Genomic DNA, 18,532 nt, shown 5'->3' on the forward strand with positions numbered 1-18,532 from the left:
GCATGCTTATTTCAGTTTATCGGGCAGATTTCGCGCTGCCCGATAGTGATGACAGAATTGTGAGCCAGATAGGCTTTTTATGGACTTTTCTGTCACTTGCGTGTTTATACCGTCCGTTTAGCCAGCTGTTTGTAGCGGTCGAAGATAACCGCTGCCAGTAGGATCAAGCCACGTACCACGTATTGAGAGAATGGCGAAATATTCAGCAGGTTCATGGCATTTTCAACTGTCCCCAGAATCAAGATCCCGGCAATAACATAGGAAATTTTGCCAATCCCGCCTTTGAGTGAAACGCCACCCAACACACAAGCAGAGATAACAATCAGCTCGTAACCAATGGAGGTCATGGGCTGACCACTGGTCATGCGCGAAGCCAGAATAATCCCCGCGGCGGCAGAAACCAGGCCAGATAATACGAAGATGATAATTTTGGTGCGCACCACCGGCACCCCAGCCAGGCGGGCGGCATCTTCATTCCCACCGATAGCCAGTGTATTGCGACCAAAAGTAGTTTTATTCAATAAGAAGCCGAACAAGGCCAGACAAGCAATGGTTATCCAGATCGGTGCCGGTAAGCCGAACCAGTTGGTATAACCGAGGGCAAAGAAGCGTTCATCTTCGATACCCACCGCTTTACCATCAGAAATGATATACGCCAGACCACGGACAATCTGCATGGTTGCCAAGGTGGTAATCAGGGCGTTAATTTTCAACCGGGCAATGACGAAGCCATTAATTAAGCCGCACAACGCCCCCAATAGCAAACCCGCGCCAACCCCAATCCACAGGCTTTCAGTCATATTAATCACCACCGCCGTGGTGACACCCGCGCATGCAATAACCGAGGCTACCGATAAGTCAAAATCACCGGATGCCAGACAAAACAGCATGCCGCACGCCACCATGCCCGACATCGAAATGGCCAGCCCCAGCCCTTTCATATTGATAAATGAGCCAAAGTTCGGCACAAAAATGACACAGCCAATAAAGACCACCGCAAACACCACCAGCATGCCGTAGCTGTCCCAAATGCGGGATAACCCTAGCCCCCCTTTAGCGGGAGCCTCTTGCGGTGGCGGCGACTGAGGTGAGGTCGGGGTCTTCTTATCTGAATTCAAAGTAACGCTGGACATAGTTAACTCCTTCACAATCAGGCAACCGCAGGCGCGGCATTAGTAGCAATATTCGGGGCACGCAGCATCGCCAGACTTAGCGCCTGCTCTTCAGTGGCATGACCGTGATCTAATTCACCGGAAATAGCCCCTTCACGCATCACCACAATCCTATCCGCCAGCCCAAGAACTTCGGGCAAATCGCTGGAGGCGAACAGCACGGCAATGCCCTGTTTCGCCAAGGCATAAATCACGTTATAGATTTCATGCTTAGCGCCGACGTCAATACCGCGCGTCGGCTCATCCAGCAGGATCACTTTCATATCCTCGGATAACCAGCGGCCTAAAATGGCTTTCTGCTGATTACCGCCAGATAAATTCATAATCAACTGCTGGGGGCCAGGCGTTTTGATATTCAATGACTGAATGCGTAATGCTGCATTTTCCTGCTCCCAGCGATTATTAATCAGGCAGCCCGCCGTCAGTGTCTTGCGCCGGGCGCTGATATTGATGTTGTCTTGCACCGAATGCACCGGAATGATGCCGTCCGCCTTGCGATCCTCAGGACACAGCATGATCCCGGCGGTGATAGCATCAATGGGTGAGCGAATAGCCAGTGTTTTTCCATCCAGCAAGACCTGCCCACTGGTCAGTTTGGTGCCGCCAAATAGCCCTTTCAGTAATTCACTGCGCCCAGCGCCGACCAAACCAAACAAGCCGACAATCTCGCCTTGATGCACCGTCAGACTGATCGGTGATTTCACACCAATGGCTTTCACCTCTTGCAGCGTGAGACGTTCAGGGCCGATCTCCCGTGGCTGATAGCCATAAATATCCCCCAGATTGCGCCCCACCATGGCTTGCACCAGCGAGTCATTATTGACCTGCTCCATATCAGCAAAGGTGCGCACATAGCGACCATCTTTAAACACGGTAATGGCATCACTCAGTGCAAAAATTTCTTCCATACGGTGGGAGACATACAAAATAACCCGCCCTTCGGCGCGCAGTTCGCGGATGACCCGGAACAGTTGTTCGATTTCTCTGGCGGAGAGCGAGCTGGTGGGCTCATCAAAGGCAATGATTTTGGCATTGCGGGCCAACGCTTTGGCAATTTCCACCATCTGCCATTGGCCGATGGAGAGGTATTTCAGTGGCGTGTCGGGATCAATATCCAGCCCTAAATGTGCGAGCTGCAAACTAGACTCATAGCGCAGTAATTTGCGGTCAACCATGCCCATCTTGGTAGGCAATTGGCCTAAATAGATATTTTCTGCCACGGTCATTTCTGGAACCAAATGTAGCTCCTGATAAATGATCGCTACCCCGGCGTCGAGCGCCTCGGTGGTATTGGTAAAATTAACCACTTGGCCTTTAATGTGGATTTCGCCCTGCGTCGGCTGATAATTACCACTGAGAATCTTCAGCAGAGTGGATTTTCCTGCACCATTCTCCCCCATCAGGGCATGGATTTGACCGGCCTGACAGGTAAAACTGATATCATCCAGCGCTTGAACACCGGGGAAACTTTTGCCGATGCCACAAAAAGCCAGATAAGGTGACTGCTCGGCTTCCAGCTCGGCTTGTAACGCAGAATGGAGTGCTGACATGATGGCTTCCTTATAAAGTTTGGGTTGCACTGCACCACGTAACGCGATGATAAAAAACTGTATGCTGAGGTGGGCAAGCCGTAGCCTGCCCCCAGTGCATCAGAGCCTGTATCTCCATAAGATATGGCAGGATTACATCAAGCCTTTTTTCTCTAATTCGACTTTGAAGTTATCCCGCGTGATCAGCACCACATCCGTGACTTCAGTAAATTTGGCCGGTTCAACATCTTTGGTGACCCAGTCATGCAGCATCTGAATACTTTTGTAGCCGTGAATATCCGGGCTTGGTAACAGAGAACCATAGAAGCCGGTAGCCTGGCCTTTCGACAGCTCGCTGACCGCATCCACGCCATTAATGCCAATCCCAATCACATTCGGTGCTTTGAAGCCTTGGCCTTCAGTGGCCCGCACGCCGCCCAAGACGGTGTTGTCGTTCATCCCAACAATCAGCCAGTTTTTCACTTCAGGGTGCTGTACCAGCATGGAGTTGGCGGCATCAAAAGCCCCCGGAATATCATTGGATTTGGTCGGCACTTTATAGATTTGTTTCTCTGGGAAGCCCGCCGCTTTCAGCGCGTCCATTGAGCCACTGGTACGACGACGGGCGGTATCCAGCTCATCAGAAGTGATCGCCATAACCGCGGTTTCTGCTGGCTGCCAGCCGCGTTTATTCATCTCTTTCCACAGTTCCTGCCCTTGGCGCTCACCAATTTTGGTCGCCGCCATCATTACCAATGGCACGCTGTCCATCGGTTTGCCTTTGGCATTGACGAATTGGTCGTCAACGGCAATCACTTTCAGGTTATAACTGCGCGCCTTCGCCTCGATGGCCGGCCCCAGTTTCGGATCAGGGGTACAAATAACAAAACCTTTCGCGCCACTGGCCGCCAGACTATCAATGGCATTTAGTGTTTTTTCACCATCGGGCACAGCAATTTTTATCACTTCGAAACCTAAATCTTTGCCAGCTTTATCGGCAAACTTCCATTCGGTCTGGAACCAGGGCTCTTCAGGCTGTTTGACCAGAAAGCCGAGTTTCATGCTTTCTGCTATAGCTGAATGTGACATAACTGCCGCTAACCCAACCACTGCCAGCGCCTTAGTTAATTTATGCATAGTGTTCTCCGGACTGTTTTTGTAGGAAGAGATGTTTTTTGTTTATTAAATCGTCAACCACACCAATCAACCGATTTTTTGTGGAAACGTTATCAATAGTATTTTTCAGCTTCAGTGCGGCTGTATGCTTTATTAAAAGCCACTTAACCTCACCACACCCGGTAAGACGGTGATAGTTTTAGCGTTAATTACCCTTCAGAATGTAGAGCGCTATCACATCCAGGGATTACAGTTTATTTATCCATATATTCAGCAAATTTAACCTCGCTCTAACTTTTGACTGACATCACAAAAACGCTGTAGGAAGCAGGAAAGTACATACTTCCAGCTATTGGCTCCTCACATCTTGCGGCCACTCACTCCTATGGTTATTGCCAATGAACTCTTGTTTTCTGCAATCGTTAGGAGCCCCCCATGGCAGGCGACGTTATATCGGCAGGCGGTCCTTTATCGGAAAACCGCCTTTTATCCCCCCATAGCGCTATCGCACTTGGGTTGGATTTTGGCAGCGATTCCGTCCGGGTATTGGCGGTGGATTGCCAACATGGCACCGAGATCGATACCGAAGTGGTCTACTACCCTCGCTGGCAGCAGGGTCTCTACAGTCAGGCGGCACAAAATCAGTTTCGCCATCATCCCCTCGACTATATAGAAGCCATGGAACAGGCGATCCGGCAGGTGGTTAATCGCCTGTCGCCCCAACAGCGCCAGCAGATTGTCGGTATTGGTGTTGATACCACCGGCTCGACGCCGGCCCCGATTGATGATCAAGGTCAGGTATTGGCGCTGCGTCCAGATTTTGCCGACAACCCCAATGCCATGTTCGTGTTATGGAAAGACCACACCGCCATTGAAGAAGCTGAAGAAATCAACCGCTTATGTCGTAGTGGTGAATTTGCTGACTATTCGCGCTACATCGGCGGTGTTTACTCTTCCGAATGGTTCTGGGCCAAAATTCTGCATGTGACCCGCGCGGATAAAGCAGTGCGTGATGCTGCGGTGTCATGGATTGAACTGTGTGACTGGGTTCCGGCGCTACTCTCAGGCACCACTGCCCCACAAGATATTCAACGTGGCCGTTGCAGCGCCGGGCATAAAAGTTTGTGGCATCCCTCTTGGGGCGGCTTACCACCACGGGAATTCTTGGCGGCTCTGGATAGCAGTCTGGTTAACAAGCTTGATTACCCGATGTTTACTGATACCTATACCGCCGAACGTCCGGTGGGGATAATTACAGCTGAGTGGGCCGAGCGTTTGGGATTACCAGCCACGGTGGTTATTTCTGGCGGTGCATTCGACTGCCATATGGGTGCGGTTGGTGCAGGTGCCCAGCCTTATACCTTGGTCAAAGTTATCGGCACGTCTACTTGTGATATTTTGATTGCAGATGAGAAATTGGTGGGTGATCGGGCCATTGCTGGGATCTGTGGGCAGGTTGAGGGCAGCGTGGTTCCTGGCTGGATTGGCATGGAAGCGGGTCAATCGGCATTTGGTGATATGTATGCCTGGTTTAGCCGATTATTAAGCTGGCCATTGCAGCAGGCCGCACTGGCACAACCTGAATTGCAGCCCCAGCTCAAACAGATTGAATCCACCCTGCTCGCCGCGCTAACCACTGCGTGGGCTAAAAACCCCTCCCTTGATCACCTGCCGGTAGTCTTGGATTGGTTCAATGGCCGCCGCACCCCGAATGCCAATCAGCGGCTAAAAGGCGTGATTACCGACCTCAATCTGGGAACTGACGCCCCGACATTATTTGGTGGATTTATTGCGGCCACTGCCTTTGGGGCGCGCGCCATTATGGAATGCTTTGAACAGCAGGATATTCCGGTGGAGAACGTGCTGGCATTAGGCGGTATTGCGCGAAAATCACCGGTTATCATGCAGGTTTGTGCTGATGTGATGAATCGACCATTACAGATAGTCGCTTCAGATCAATGTTGTGCTCTGGGGGCCGCCATTTTTGCGGCAGTGGCTGCGGGGGTCTTTGCTGATGTCCCAGCGGCACAGCGCCAGATGGCGTGTAAGATTGAACGCACCCTGACGCCGAATGCGGCACAAGTCGCACGCTATCAACAGCTTTATCAACGCTATCAACAGTGGTGCATATCGGCAGAGCCACACTACGCGCCGGTCACCGACGCTAAGCACTGATTGATAACAAAACCTATTTTTCCCCAAAGAAATTGGAGTGCCAGATGGACGTATTCAAGCAATCAGAAGTGTGGTTTGTGATCGGCAGTCAGAACCTGTATGGCCCTAAAACCCTGCAACAAGTTATGGATAATGCCCATCATGTCGTCAATAGCCTGAACAGTGAGGCGGGTTTACCGGTCAAATTGGTGCTGAAACCTTTGGTCACCACACCGGATGAAATCACCGCCCTGTGCCGTGAAGCAAATTACGACACCGCCTGTATCGGCATCATGACCTGGCTGCATACCTTCTCACCTGCCAAAATGTGGATTGGTGGGTTGAGTATTCTGCATAAACCGTTACTGCAATTCCATACCCAGTTTAATGCCCAGATCCCGTGGGAAACCATGGATATGGACTTTATGAACTTGAACCAAACAGCCCACGGTGGCCGTGAGTTTGGTTTTATCGGCGCTCGTATGCGCCAGCAACATAGTGTTATCACCGGCCATTGGCAGGATAAAGCGGCCCACCAGCGCATTGGTCAGTGGATGCGTGTCGCTGCCGCGAAGCAGGAAAGCCAACAGCTCAAAGTGGCGCGTTTTGGCGACAATATGCGTGAAGTGGCCGTTACCGAAGGTGATAAAGTTGCGGCGCAAATCCAGTTCGGCTACTCGGTAAATGCCTACGGCATCGGTGATTTAGTCAGCGTGGTGGACGCGGTCAGTCAAGGCGATATTGATGCTCTGGTTGAAGAGTATGAAGCAACCTATCGCTTGACTGATGCGGTGAAATTGCACGGCAATAAACGTGAAAACCTGCTGGATGCGGCACGCATTGAGCTGGGTATGAAGCGCTTCCTTGAGCAAGGCGGCTTTAAAGCCTTTACCACCAACTTTGAAAACTTGTATGGCCTGAAACAGTTACCGGGGTTAGCGGTTCAACGTCTCATGCAACAAGGCTATGGTTTTGGTGGCGAAGGCGACTGGAAAACTGCGGCGCTGTTGCGCATTCTGAAAGTGATGGGAACCGGCCTGAAAGGCGGGACGTCCTTTATGGAGGATTACACCTATAACTTCCAGCCGGATAATGACTTGGTGGTTGGCTCTCATATGCTGGAAGTGTGCCCATCGATCGCCAAAGAAGAGAAACCGCTGTTGGATGTACAACATTTGGGTATTGGCGGCAAAGCAGACCCGGCGCGTTTGATCTTCTCGACCCCCGCGGGCCCGGCATTGAATGCTAGCCTGATTGATATGGGTAACCGCTTCCGCTTACTGGTCAATGTGGTTGATACCGTTGAACAGCCGCACCCGCTGCCAAAACTACCGGTCGCTCGCGCTATCTGGCAAGCCCAGCCGTCACTGGCAACTGCCGCCGAAGCCTGGATTATTGCCGGTGGCGCGCACCATACCGTGTTCTCTCAAGCTATCGGTGTCGATGAGCTGCGCCTGTATGCCGAGATGCACGGGATTGAATTCCTGCTGATTGATAATGACACCACCTTGCCGGCGTTTAAAAATGAAATCCGCTGGAATGAAGTCTATTATCATCTGAATCATTGAGTTAAGTGCAATAACCACTTAGCTTTTTGATTATCAACGCCGTAAACAACGCCGTAAATTTTGGGGGCTTAACCGCCCCCTTATCATCTGCTGTTTCCAACTCGATGGCGCTAACGCTTTGGCCAGCACCACTCAGGCGTAGCGTCTTGCTGTATGGTCGTTTCACTGAGTTGCTTAGCCAGCAAAAAATGACGGCAATTCTCTTCCTGCTGCAATGCCGCCACCAACCCGGCGGCATGAGAAACCACAATCACTTGAGTGCGCTGCGCCGCCTGAGCAATCAACCGGGCTAAGGGTTGCAGCAAATCAGCATGCAGACTGATTTCCGGTTCGTTAAGGATCATCATCTCGGGAGGACGTGGCGAAAGTAATGCAGCCACCAGCAACAAATAACGCAAAGTGCCATCCGACAACTCCGCCACTTTAAGCGGCCTTAGCAAACCCTGTTGCGACAGCAGAATCTCAAAATTGGGTAGGATTTCCAGAGTGGTGCCGGGGAAAGCATCGGCAATGGTATAGTTCAGCGCGGCGGAATCGCCTATTTCGATGATGGTTTGCAGTGCAGCAGCCAGATCTGCGCCATCACTGGCGAGTACCGGTGTATAAGTCCCGACCTGCGGTTGGCGCGCCGGTGCATAGCGATCGGTGCGTAAATTGTCATAAAAACGCCATGCCCGCATGCGTTCGCGCATCACCAGAATCTCCGGGGCATCACGCGGATCAGTACCGTGCGTCATCATGCTGTCGTAGGGAGCCAGTCCGTGATGTGCCTCCTGCCAAATACCACGCTCATCACGAATACGAATACTCGGGCCACGGCGTTCAGCAAAAACATTGCTGTGGTGCAGTGTGTCGCCGCACCACAAGCTTTCAATCTTGATTTCGGGATCTTTGGCAAAATAGGATTCTGTCGGTGGCGCTAATCCTAAATCGATGGCATAACCGTAGTCTTCACCAGAAAACCCCAGTTTCAAGCCGACCGGATGATGACGCACCACACCCTGAATAGGTTGCTCCCCTCGTTTCACTGCTTTGGAGAATGACTCAGGCCCGGCCCAGAGTGTGGATTGCAATCCTCCCTCGGTGGCCAGTGATTGAATAATCCGCCCCTGACCAATATCGGACAGCAATCTTAGCGCCCGATAGAGGCTGGATTTTCCGCTGCCATTCGCCCCGGTAATCACATTCAATTGACCTAATTCAAGCACCACATCGCGTAAAGAGCGATAACCAGAGATAGCAAGCCGAGTAATCATAATCCTCTCTTTTGAAATAACCTGTCCCGCACTAACCAAGCCATTGATTATAGCAATCCACCCGGTTCATGTTACTTCAGTGTAAAGCGGCAGAATATAGGCAAAACTTTAGGTTAAATTGATTTTTAATTTTGGAAGTAGTAGTGTTGAACTACGTATAATTACATAAAAATCAGACGGTTTGTTATGCCAATCATTCAATCTGTTGAGCGTGCTTTACGCATTCTGGATCTTTTCGATGAACACTCTACCGAATTAAAGATTACCGAGATCAGTACCCTGATGGGGCTGCATAAAAGTACACTTCATTCTTTACTAAAAACACTTCAAGCCCAAGGTTATATCAGCCAAAACCCCGACAACGGAAAGTATCGTTTGGGTATGAAGCTGGTAGAGCGTGGGGATTTTGTTGTTCATTCGATCGACATCAGGCAAAAAGCGAATAATTATCTGGTTGATTTATCAGTAAAAACAGGTCAAACCACGCATTTAGGTATCCTTGATGGTAAAGAAGGTGTTTATATCGACAAGGTCGAGGGTAAAAAAGCCATTATTACTTATTCCAGAATAGGTCGTCGGCTCCCTATCCACTCCACGGCGATTGGTAAGGCGCTGATAGCTTTCAAAAATCAAAATGAAATTGACGCGCTGCTAAAAGATTATGTCTACACCAAGCAGACAGAACAGTCGATTACCGATAGTAAGCAATTTCTTGCAGAACTTGAACAGGTCAGAGTTTTGGGTTACGCCGTCGATAATCAAGAGAATGAACAAGGTGTAAAATGTGCTTCCGTGCCTATTTGGAATCACGAGAAGCGGGTTATCGCGGCAATAAGTATTTCTACCTTGATTGCACGTGTCAATGATCAAGAACTACAGGAATATATAGAATTATTAAAAACTGCCGGACATGAATTATCGCAACAATTAGGTTTTAAAAATAGTTAAGCTTTAAAAATAATTAAGTTTTGAAAGTGGTTAAATTAAAAAAAACCGAACACAAATATCACCTATCAATGTTAGAAAATAATAATAAACCAGTAATAGCGCATAGGGATATTACTGGTTTATTCAACCGGTTTATTTTAGAGCTTATCTATCAGACGATAGTTTTATATAAAAGAATTGAGTAACAAGATGAAACATAACCCAGATACCGAGACAATGGTTGAAAGAATTGTCCAAGTACCAAATGTTTCTTTCATGGTTAAGCCAAAATATTCTTTAATCATCCAAAAACCAGCATCATTAACATGAGAAGCAATCGCACTTCCTGCACCTGTCGCCAGTGTTACCAAAGCCAGATTAGCATCGTGCTGCCCGAGTGTTGGTAGAACGAGCCCGGCAGTAGAGATAGCCGCTACCGTCGCAGAACCAAGCGAAATCCGTAAAATTGCGGCAACGCCCCAGGCGAGAATAATAGGTGACGCCGAACTACCAGCAAATAAATCAGCGACATACTGCCCGACACCGCCATCAATCAGTACCTGCTTGAAAGCCCCACCGCCACCAATGATTAGCAGCATCATACCGATACTGGCAACAGCGGAAGAACAAGACCCCATCAGATTTGTGATTGAGATTTTACGAGACAATCCCATGCTATAAATGGCAAACAGCAAGGAGAGCAACATGGCAACCGAGGCATTACCAATTAACTGAATGGTCGTGATAAATGCATTATCCGGTAACTTAATTTCTTGCTGAATCATTGTAATAATGGTTGCTACCGACATTAGAATAACCGGAAGCATGGCAGTAAAGACACTGATCTTAAACCCTGGTGTGTCATCCAGGTTAAATGTCTTTTGCTCACCCAAAGAGGCAATATTGCCCACCCTTTTGAATCCATCAGGAACGATTTTTTTAGCCAGCTTGTTAAATACCGGACCGGCAAGAATAACGGTGGGGATCCCGACAATAATGCCATAAAGCAGGACGGAGCCAATATCAGCACCATACTCGGCGGCAATCATGGTGGGTCCTGGGTGCGGCGGTAGGAAACCATGAGTAACCAGTAATGCTGAGGCCATTGGTATGCCAAGATGCAGTATTGAAACTTTCAGCTGCTTGGCAATAGTGAACACAATCGGAATCAATAATACTAAGCCGACCTCGAAGAACAGTGCAATACCAACAATAAATGAGGCAACCACAACCGCCCATTGAATGTTTTTCTCGCCGAATTTGTTAATCAGGGTTATTGCAATACGTTGAGCACCGCCTGCATCTGCAATTAATCGCCCTAACATTGCCCCAATACCAAAGATTAAAGCAATGTGGCCAAGAGTTCCCCCTAGCCCTCCTTCGATTGATTTAACAATTTTATTGAGTGGTATCCCTAAAGCTAATGCTACACCGAATGAAACAATAATAAGGGAGACGAAAGTATTTAACTTAAATCGCATAATGAGGATGAGTAAAGCAATGATCCCCATCACTACTATTAGTAATGGCATAATAAACCCTCGGATTAGAAAGTATTAAAAATTAAATTTTTTCTTATATATCAAGGGAAGCCCTATAATTAAACTTATAGAGCGTCCTATTATAATAATGGATGCAGTAAATAATTCAGTTCTTACTTTTCTTAATTATAAGTAAGGAATAACACTAGCTATAGATTATTCACTTATAATAATCTCATCGCCATATATGAATTCTTTATTGCATAACATGCCCTGGTGTTGGCTTTAAATTTTAATTTATTTCCTTTTTGGCTTTATCGGCCAATGTTTGTTGTCCTACGGATATAACTTCGATAATTTTGTCTACGTCATAAATACTCCCAGTCCATGTACCGCCGCTCACAGATTGAAGCGCTGCCCATAAACGCGTATCGTCAGGTAAATCAGCATGAGGTTTCAGATCAGGATGTAGCGATCTTTTTTCCAGAACTGCGGCTGCATCAGTGAAAGAGAGTGGATTATCTTCGGTACCGATAAAGTTAATTGAGCCGACTAAATTATTACGATCAATGATCATTTCAATTATGTCGCCATCTCTTAATTTACCAATAGGCCCGCCGACTAAAGCTTCTGGCCCTATATGACCAACACAAGCTCCGGTTGAAACTCCAGAAAAACGCGCATCAGTCAGTAAGGAAACATATTTACCGTAAGATAAATGCTTAAGGGATGAAGTTAATTGATAAGTTTCTTCCATTCCCGTACCTGACGGGCCACCACCGATAACAACCATAATATCGCCAGAGTGGATCTCGCCATGTTTGATCGCCGCTATGGCGGCTTTTTCGGAGGTGAAAACCTTAGCTTTGCCGGTATGACTGTAAATACCATCTTCACCAACGACAGCAGCATCAATTGCCGTGGATTTGATCACTGCACCCTCGGGAGCAATATTTCCGGTTGGGAAAGTGATTGTTGATGTGAGTCCCCTACTTTTAGCTTGCTCGGGGCTCATAATAACCTCGTCGGGATTGACGCCATCAAGCTCCAGCAATCGCTGTTTCAATCGTTCACGCCGTTCAGAAGCCTCCCACCAGTCAAGATTTTTGCCCAATGTTTCACCGGTGACTGTCATAACATCTTCATGCAACAGGCCCAGTTTACGTAAATGCAGCATGACTTCCGGCACACCACCGGCAAGGAAAGCGCGGACTGTTGGATGATAAACTGGACCATTGGGTAAAACACTCACTAAGCGCGGCACCCGCTTATTAATTGCAGTCCAATCTTCAACTGTCGGAATTTTACATTTTGCGGCATGTGCAATCGCGGGTATATGTAAGAGTAAATTGGTTGAACCGCCAAACGCCGCATGGATTGTCATCGCATTTTCAATAGCTTTATCGGTGATAATGTCTTTGGTGGTTATGCCTTTCTGTTTAAGGACTAATACTGCACGCGCAGATTGTTTAGCAACCTCGAGCCAAATTGGTTGACCTGAAGGAGCTAATGCCGAATGAGGTAAAGCGAGCCCCAGCCCTTCAGCCACAACTTGCGAGGTACCCGCCGTGCCTAAAAATTGACATCCTCCTCCCGGCGAAGCGCAAGCTCTGCAACCTAATTCTGCGGCCTCTTGCAAGGTAAGTTCGCCATTAGCAAACCGCGCGCCAATAGTCTGAACTTTACCGGCATCCTCACCGTTGGTCGGCGGTAATGTCGCCCCGCCAGGAACAATGATTGTCGGTAAATCATGCATGGCAGCGAGGGCAATCATCATCGCGGGTAAACCTTTATCGCAAGTCGCTACGCCAATAACTGCTTTACGCGTAGGTAATGAACGAATCAACCGGCGAAAAACAATAGCGGCATCATTCCGATAAGGTAAAGAATCAAACATGCCTATGGTGCCTTGCGAACGTCCATCGCAAGGGTCACTGATATAAGCTGCATAAGGAATACCTTTGGCTTTGGTTATTTCTTCTGCGGCGGCCGTCATTTGCAAACCAATTTCCCAATGCCCGGTATGGTAACCTAAGGCTATTGGTGAACCATCGTGAGCACGAATCCCGCCTTGAGTGCCTAATATCAAGACTTCTGTGCCTAATAATTTATTAGGGTCCCATCCCATCCCGGTATTTAGCGTCAAAGCAAAAATGTTCCCGCTCGGGGAGTCAATCAACATTTCTGGTGTTAAAGGAAGTTCTCCCTTAGGACCTTCGGCATGGGTTTCAATATCGTATATTTTGCTGTTTTCATTATTGAAAATATATTTTATAGACATAAGCAACACCACTCATTTAAACCGCACTGTATCGACTTCGTTAAAGTCGTCTGGTGATGACATATCAGACTAGATATTGAGGTTTAATATCACTATCTGACAATATTGGCATTTTGTAAAATACGCTTAACTTGTTCTCTTTTTTCCTCACTCAGGGATCGGGTTGGCGGTAATGAATAAGTGGAAATGTCCTGTCCACATAATTTCATTGCTTCTTTAACAACATTGACAAAAGGTGAATCAATCTTATAAATCAATGGCAACTGTAACAGTGTTTTATGTAACTCTGCGGCTTGGCCCAAATCCCCAGAAGAAAATGCCTGGAAAATATCAATCGACAATTCCGGTACAAAATTAGCACTGGCGGAAATGGCGCCGTCGCCCCCGAGCAACAGGGTATTTAATAGATGGTCATCAAAACCACAGAATACTGAGAAATTCGGATGCTCGTCTTTAAGAGAAAAAATCATTTCACGAAGATGAGCGATGGAGTCAATCGTTTCCTTGATACCAACAATATTAATATTCTTATCAACGAGTGATTTAACAAACGCTGGAGAAAGATCCTGTCCAGTTAAATTGGGGAAGTTATATAAAATGACAGGTAAATCAACGGATGAGGAAACCTCACTAAAATAGTTAAATAAATTATCTTCAGTCAATTGCCAATAATAGGGATTGATAACAACAATCCCACTCGCGCCAATTGATTGAGCGTGAGTACTTAGCTCAATGGCTTCTCGGGTATTGGTACTTCCGGTACCAATTAATGTCGGGACACGTTTGTCTACATAATTAACCGAAAACTCAGCAACTTGCTTTCTCTCTTCAGTGGACATTTGTGAAAATTCGCCCCCAGTGCCGAGAAAAAATAACCCATCAACCCCTGAGCGGATTAGGAAGTCAATTACCCCCCCCATTCTCACTTTGTCCAATATGCCATCATCGGTAAACAGGGTGGATACCGGTGGAATTATCCCTGAGAACTGCTTGGTTTTATTCATTCTAAAGCCTTATTGTTCGAAATGATGATGACGACAGTCTGTGTATCAATTTCCCAACAGATTGAGACATCCTTATTGTTTTGTTCTACATTATAGAACTTGGTTTTATAATGCACACTATGATATTGCGCCCGAATTTCTCAGGTGTAAATAGTCAAGCTTTATCTGCTTGTTCAATATCGACTGTGGATCACAAAAAAATAATTGTCGCAAATAGGATCATCTCCGCGCCGCCACTCTCGGCAACAGACACGGATATTCCCTGATAACCGGCCCTCAGCGCCGATACTTCAGATTCACCCTCAAACAGAAACCGGTTACAGAAACCGGTTGCATAAATAATGGGTTCACGAATACACTGGTGGCAGATGCTCTAACAACCTCCTTTTCATTCATTACATAAGAGAGATTTTATGTCTGCTTTCCCGAAGGATTTCTTATGGGGTGCTGCCAGCGCCGCTTATCAAGTTGAAGGTGCCTATGACGCTGATGGTAAAGGCCCGTCTATCTGGGATACCTTTTCTCATCTGCCAGGAACTACTTATCAGGGCACCAATGGTGATGTCGCCGTCGATCACTATCATCGTTTTCGTGAAGATGTGGCGCTAATGGCGGAAATGGGCATGAAAAGCTATCGTTTTTCTATTTCATGGCCCCGATTGCTACCCACTGGACGTGGCGAGGTCAACGCCGCTGGGGTCAAATTCTACAGTGAACTGATTGATGCCCTGCTGGAACACCATATCGAGCCGATGATCACCCTTTATCACTGGGATTTACCGCAAGCTTTGCAGGATGAAGGCGGTTGGGAAGCACGCAGCACTGCCGATGCTTTCGAAGAATATGCCCGTTTGTGCTATCAGCACTATGGTGACCGGGTCAAACTTTGGTCTACGTTTAATGAAACCGTCTGTTTTATTGGTTTTGGCTATATTGTCGGCGCTCACCCACCGGGTGTTCAGGATACAGGCCGTGCCATTCAAGCTTGCCACCACGTATTTGTCGCGCATGCCAAAGCGGTTGCGGCATTCCGCGCCAGCGGTATTGATGGGAAAATAGGTTTTGTGAATGTTTTGCAAACCCATACCCCATTTAGTGATTCACCTGAAGATATGGCGGCCTTCCATTTAGCCGAAGGGATCTTTACCCACTGGCTGTATGACCCTGTGTTGAAAGGCGAGTATCCGGCTGAATTATTGGCACAAACACAAGCCATCTGGGGCGTGCCTCAATTTGCGCCAGGTGATGACGCATTACTGCGTGATAATATCTGCGACTTCATTGGGCTGAATTATTATAAGCGCGAGACTGTTGCGGCTAATCAGCAGGAAACCCATTTCACGCTCAACACCTCGGGCCAGAAAGGCTCAGGCCACCAGCAAGGCAATGAGTTTGGTTTTAAGGGATTGTTTAAGTTTGTGCGTAATCCTAACGGGGTTTATACCGACTGGGACTGGGAGATTTATCCTCAAGGCCTAACTGAAGGCATCATGAATATCAAAGCCCGTTATGGCGATATTCCCATCTATATCACCGAGAATGGTCTGGGCGCCAAAGATGCCATTATTGAGGGTGAAGTGGTTGATGATGATCGGATTGATTATCTGCGCCAACATATTATCGCTATCGAAGACGCCATCAAGCAAGGTGCTGATGTCCGTGGCTACTATCCATGGTCATTTATTGACTTGCTGAGTTGGTTGAATGGGTTCCAGAAGCAATATGGCTTTGTTTATGTCGACCACCAAAAGCAGTTGGCACGCCAACGTAAAAAAAGCTTTTTCTGGTATCAGGAAGTGATTAAATCCAATGGAGAAAAGCTATAATTAGCTGATAAATATTAATAAATTAAAATGGCTGGGTGTAAATTCACACCCAGCTTTATGGCGATAAATGGAGAGGAAGCTTAGCCGCGATTAATGCTACTCGGTCTGTAATCGCCACAAATGCGCGTAAACCCCGGACTGCGCCAATAACGCTTGATGACTCCCTTGCTCTAAAACTTGCCCCTCTTTTAATACCAAAATGCGATGACACAAGCGCAATGTATTCAAGCGATGTGCGATGCAAATGACAGTGCGGTTGCGGATAATCTCTGGCAACTGGCGCATGATAGCCGCCTCCGATTCATAATCCAGTGCGCTGGTGGCTTCATCAAGAATTAATATTTTGGGATCTGCCATTAATGCCCTTGCCAACGCCACCCGCTGGCGCTGCCCGCCGGATAACATGCCACCCCGCTCACCCACGGGTGTTTGATAGCCCTGCTGCAATGACATAATAAAGTCATGAGCGCCCGCCAGCCGCGCAATGTGTTCAACTTGCGCATCATCCGCATCAGGTCGACACTGGCATATATTGTCCCTGATGGTGCCCGAAAACAGCACACTTTCCTGCAATACCACACTCATTTGGCAGCGCAAACTGGTGGCATCGGTAATGGCTAAATCCTGCCCATCGACCAGAATCTGCCCGTGCTGCGGGGTGTATAGCCGCTGGAGTAACTTGGTCAAGGTTGACTTGCCGCAACCGGATGGCCCGGTAATACCAATAAATTCGCCCCCGGCAACCTCTAAATTAAGATTTTGGATAACCTCGGCCGTATCAGGCCGATAGCGAAAACGCACCTGCTTGAAGGCCAAACTCCCCGCCATAGCATGGTTTGACACCAGCCCGACACTGCCCGGTTCCGTCGGATAATCCAGAATGCTGCCAATGCGCTGCAAAGAGACTTGGGTATGCTGGAAATCTTGCCATATCTGGGCCAGACGTAAGATAGGTTGCGTGACATAGCCTGAAAACAGGGTGAAAGCGATAAATTGCCCCGGGCTAAGCTCCCCGGCCAGTACCAACATCACGCCACTCCACAGCAAAATCGCCGAAGTCACTTTATTGATCAGCATGATGCCTTGTTCAGCAACATTTGCCGCCCAAGAAGAGGCAAAAGAGGCGCGCACATAAGCCGCCAATGAATTGCGCCAACTGCGGTTAAACAAACCCTCGGTAGCCGAGGTTTTGATGGTTTCCAAACCGCTGATCGCTTCGGTTAGAAAAGCGGTATTATGGGCACTGGCTTCATATTCACGTTCCACCCGCCGGCGCAACACGCCGCTCACTGCCCACCAAAACAGCAAATAACACACGAGCGAGAAGATAACTATCCAGGTCAGTTGCTGGCTGTAGCAAAACATCACCGCAATAAAGGTACTGACGAAGACTAAATCCAGCAACATGGTCAGGGCTGAACCGGTTAAGAAACTGCGGATTTGCTCCATTTCCCGGACTTTAGCGATGGTTTTCCCGGTTTGCTGTGCCGCGAAATAGCCCAGTGGCAACCCTAATAAATGACGATACAGGCCGGTATTGAGTTCTGCGCCTACCCGGCTGGATAAATGTGAAAACAGCCAGCCGCGCAAAAAGGTATAGCAAGGCTCGGCAATCGCCAATGCAATCATGGCGGTACCCAGCACCATTAAACTGCCTACCCCACGGCTCACCAGCACTTTGTCGATCACCGTTTCAAATAGCATCGGCGTCACTAACAAGATGCCCTGCAACAGCAGTGAAACCAAAATAATGTTACGTAACTGATGGCGATACTTAGTGATTACCGGAATAAACCAGCTAAAACCAAAAGCGGTTTTCTTTCGTGCTGAGGGTTCCGCTTTCGCTAATAAGATAGCCTCGCCACACCACAAACCGGCGAGTTCCTGCTGGCTTATCTGTTGCTGTTGCCCAGTGGCTGAGAAATAAATGAGCGCCCCTTGTTCATTGAGCGCCAGTAGTACATACCACTCAGTGCCATTACGGAACAAAATAGGCAGCGTCAGATGGCGTAAACGCTCAAATGATTGGCTAACAACTCTGGCACGCAAACCAATCCAATTTGCACTGCGGCACAGGGCAATGTTATCTATTTGCTGGGGAGCTAATCCAAGTTTGTGCGCTAACACCGGGACTTCGACGGCAAGATCAAAACAGGCCGCGGCGCGTACCAGTGCCTCCAATGGTTGAATAACCGGAGTTGACGTTGAATGCATCATC

12 protein-coding genes are annotated in these 18,532 nt (G+C 48.0%); 4 read left to right on the top strand and 8 right to left on the bottom strand.

Annotated features, from left to right (window positions below):
- Positions 1-104: 104 nt before the first annotated feature.
- From araH to N0H69_RS14375, 3 genes are all read right to left on the bottom strand, one after another.
- Positions 105-1,133, bottom strand: a complete 1,029-nt coding sequence (gene araH, locus N0H69_RS14365; protein WP_050106952.1) for an L-arabinose ABC transporter permease AraH — start codon at positions 1,131-1,133, stop codon at positions 105-107.
- A 17-nt stretch (positions 1,134-1,150) separates the two neighbouring features.
- Positions 1,151-2,722 (bottom strand): L-arabinose ABC transporter ATP-binding protein AraG, encoded by a 1,572-nt coding sequence (araG, locus tag N0H69_RS14370; RefSeq protein ID WP_050106951.1) that lies wholly within the window; start codon positions 2,720-2,722, stop codon positions 1,151-1,153.
- A 132-nt stretch (positions 2,723-2,854) separates the two neighbouring features.
- Positions 2,855-3,838 carry an arabinose ABC transporter substrate-binding protein gene (locus tag N0H69_RS14375; protein WP_050106949.1) on the bottom strand — a complete coding sequence of 328 codons (984 nt, stop codon included), beginning with the start codon at positions 3,836-3,838 and terminating at the stop codon, positions 2,855-2,857.
- Between the two features lie 414 nt (positions 3,839-4,252).
- Between N0H69_RS14375 and N0H69_RS14380 the strand changes: the two genes are divergently transcribed.
- Together N0H69_RS14380 and araA are read left to right on the top strand one after the other, a co-directional pair.
- On the top strand, positions 4,253-5,992 hold the full coding sequence (locus tag N0H69_RS14380) for a ribulokinase (protein ID WP_050151231.1): 1,740 nt from the start codon (positions 4,253-4,255) through the stop codon (positions 5,990-5,992).
- Positions 5,993-6,036: 44 nt separating this feature from the next.
- The gene (gene araA, locus N0H69_RS14385; protein WP_050121358.1) at positions 6,037-7,539 is read left to right on the top strand and encodes an L-arabinose isomerase; all 1,503 of its coding nucleotides are present in this window, start codon (positions 6,037-6,039) and stop codon (positions 7,537-7,539) included.
- 110 nt (positions 7,540-7,649) lie between these two features.
- On the opposite strand, the gene N0H69_RS14390 is transcribed toward araA, so the two are convergent.
- Complete coding sequence (locus N0H69_RS14390) at positions 7,650-8,795, bottom strand: AAA family ATPase (protein WP_050151232.1); 1,146 nt, start codon at positions 8,793-8,795, stop codon at positions 7,650-7,652.
- Between the two features lie 186 nt (positions 8,796-8,981).
- Here N0H69_RS14390 and N0H69_RS14395 point away from each other — a divergent pair, with 186 nt between their 5' ends.
- Complete coding sequence (locus tag N0H69_RS14395) at positions 8,982-9,743, top strand: IclR family transcriptional regulator (RefSeq protein WP_050145856.1); 762 nt, start codon at positions 8,982-8,984, stop codon at positions 9,741-9,743.
- A 164-nt stretch (positions 9,744-9,907) separates the two neighbouring features.
- Here the strand turns inward: N0H69_RS14395 and N0H69_RS14400 are convergent, their stop codons facing one another.
- From N0H69_RS14400 to N0H69_RS14410, 3 genes are all read right to left on the bottom strand, one after another.
- Positions 9,908-11,254: a GntP family permease gene (locus tag N0H69_RS14400; protein ID WP_050106940.1), complete on the bottom strand. Its 1,347-nt coding sequence runs from the start codon at positions 11,252-11,254 to the stop codon at positions 9,908-9,910.
- Between the two features lie 241 nt (positions 11,255-11,495).
- Positions 11,496-13,484 (bottom strand): YjhG/YagF family D-xylonate dehydratase, encoded by a 1,989-nt coding sequence (locus tag N0H69_RS14405; RefSeq protein ID WP_050151233.1) that lies wholly within the window; start codon positions 13,482-13,484, stop codon positions 11,496-11,498.
- 92 nt (positions 13,485-13,576) lie between these two features.
- A complete protein-coding gene (locus N0H69_RS14410; protein WP_050151234.1) occupies positions 13,577-14,488 on the bottom strand; it encodes a dihydrodipicolinate synthase family protein in 912 nt (303 codons plus the stop codon).
- A gap of 413 nt (positions 14,489-14,901) precedes the next feature.
- On the opposite strand from N0H69_RS14410, the gene N0H69_RS14415 reads away from it, so the two are divergent.
- A complete protein-coding gene (locus N0H69_RS14415) occupies positions 14,902-16,314 on the top strand; it encodes a glycoside hydrolase family 1 protein (protein WP_050151235.1) in 1,413 nt (470 codons plus the stop codon).
- 96 nt (positions 16,315-16,410) lie between these two features.
- Here N0H69_RS14415 and N0H69_RS14420 read toward each other — a convergent pair whose 3' ends face one another.
- Entirely contained in the window at positions 16,411-18,531 is a 2,121-nt protein-coding gene (locus tag N0H69_RS14420; RefSeq protein ID WP_050134425.1) for a type I secretion system permease/ATPase, read from the bottom strand.
- Position 18,532 lies beyond the last annotated feature (1 nt).

The sequence above is a fragment of the Yersinia alsatica genome, from assembly GCF_025133195.1.
GTDB lineage: Bacteria > Pseudomonadota > Gammaproteobacteria > Enterobacterales > Enterobacteriaceae > Yersinia > Yersinia alsatica.

Bases quoted from the DNA above. Each gene is read 5' to 3' on its own strand.
- N0H69_RS14395 (WP_050145856.1), top strand. From the start codon at position 8,982: ATGCCAATCATTCAATCTGTTGAGCGTGCTTTACGCATTCTGGATCTT.
- N0H69_RS14380 (WP_050151231.1), top strand. From the start codon at position 4,253: ATGGCAGGCGACGTTATATCGGCAGGCGGTCCTTTATCGGAAAACCGC.
- N0H69_RS14420 (WP_050134425.1), bottom strand. From the start codon at position 18,531: ATGATGCATTCAACGTCAACTCCGGTTATTCAACCATTGGAGGCACTG.
- N0H69_RS14400 (WP_050106940.1), bottom strand. From the start codon at position 11,254: ATGCCATTACTAATAGTAGTGATGGGGATCATTGCTTTACTCATCCTC.
- N0H69_RS14390 (WP_050151232.1), bottom strand. From the start codon at position 8,795: ATGATTACTCGGCTTGCTATCTCTGGTTATCGCTCTTTACGCGATGTG.
- N0H69_RS14405 (WP_050151233.1), bottom strand. From the start codon at position 13,484: ATGTCTATAAAATATATTTTCAATAATGAAAACAGCAAAATATACGAT.
- N0H69_RS14410 (WP_050151234.1), bottom strand. From the start codon at position 14,488: ATGAATAAAACCAAGCAGTTCTCAGGGATAATTCCACCGGTATCCACC.
- N0H69_RS14375 (WP_050106949.1), bottom strand. From the start codon at position 3,838: ATGCATAAATTAACTAAGGCGCTGGCAGTGGTTGGGTTAGCGGCAGTT.
- araG (WP_050106951.1), bottom strand. From the start codon at position 2,722: ATGTCAGCACTCCATTCTGCGTTACAAGCCGAGCTGGAAGCCGAGCAG.
- N0H69_RS14415 (WP_050151235.1), top strand. From the start codon at position 14,902: ATGTCTGCTTTCCCGAAGGATTTCTTATGGGGTGCTGCCAGCGCCGCT.
- araH (WP_050106952.1), bottom strand. From the start codon at position 1,133: ATGTCCAGCGTTACTTTGAATTCAGATAAGAAGACCCCGACCTCACCT.
- araA (WP_050121358.1), top strand. From the start codon at position 6,037: ATGGACGTATTCAAGCAATCAGAAGTGTGGTTTGTGATCGGCAGTCAG.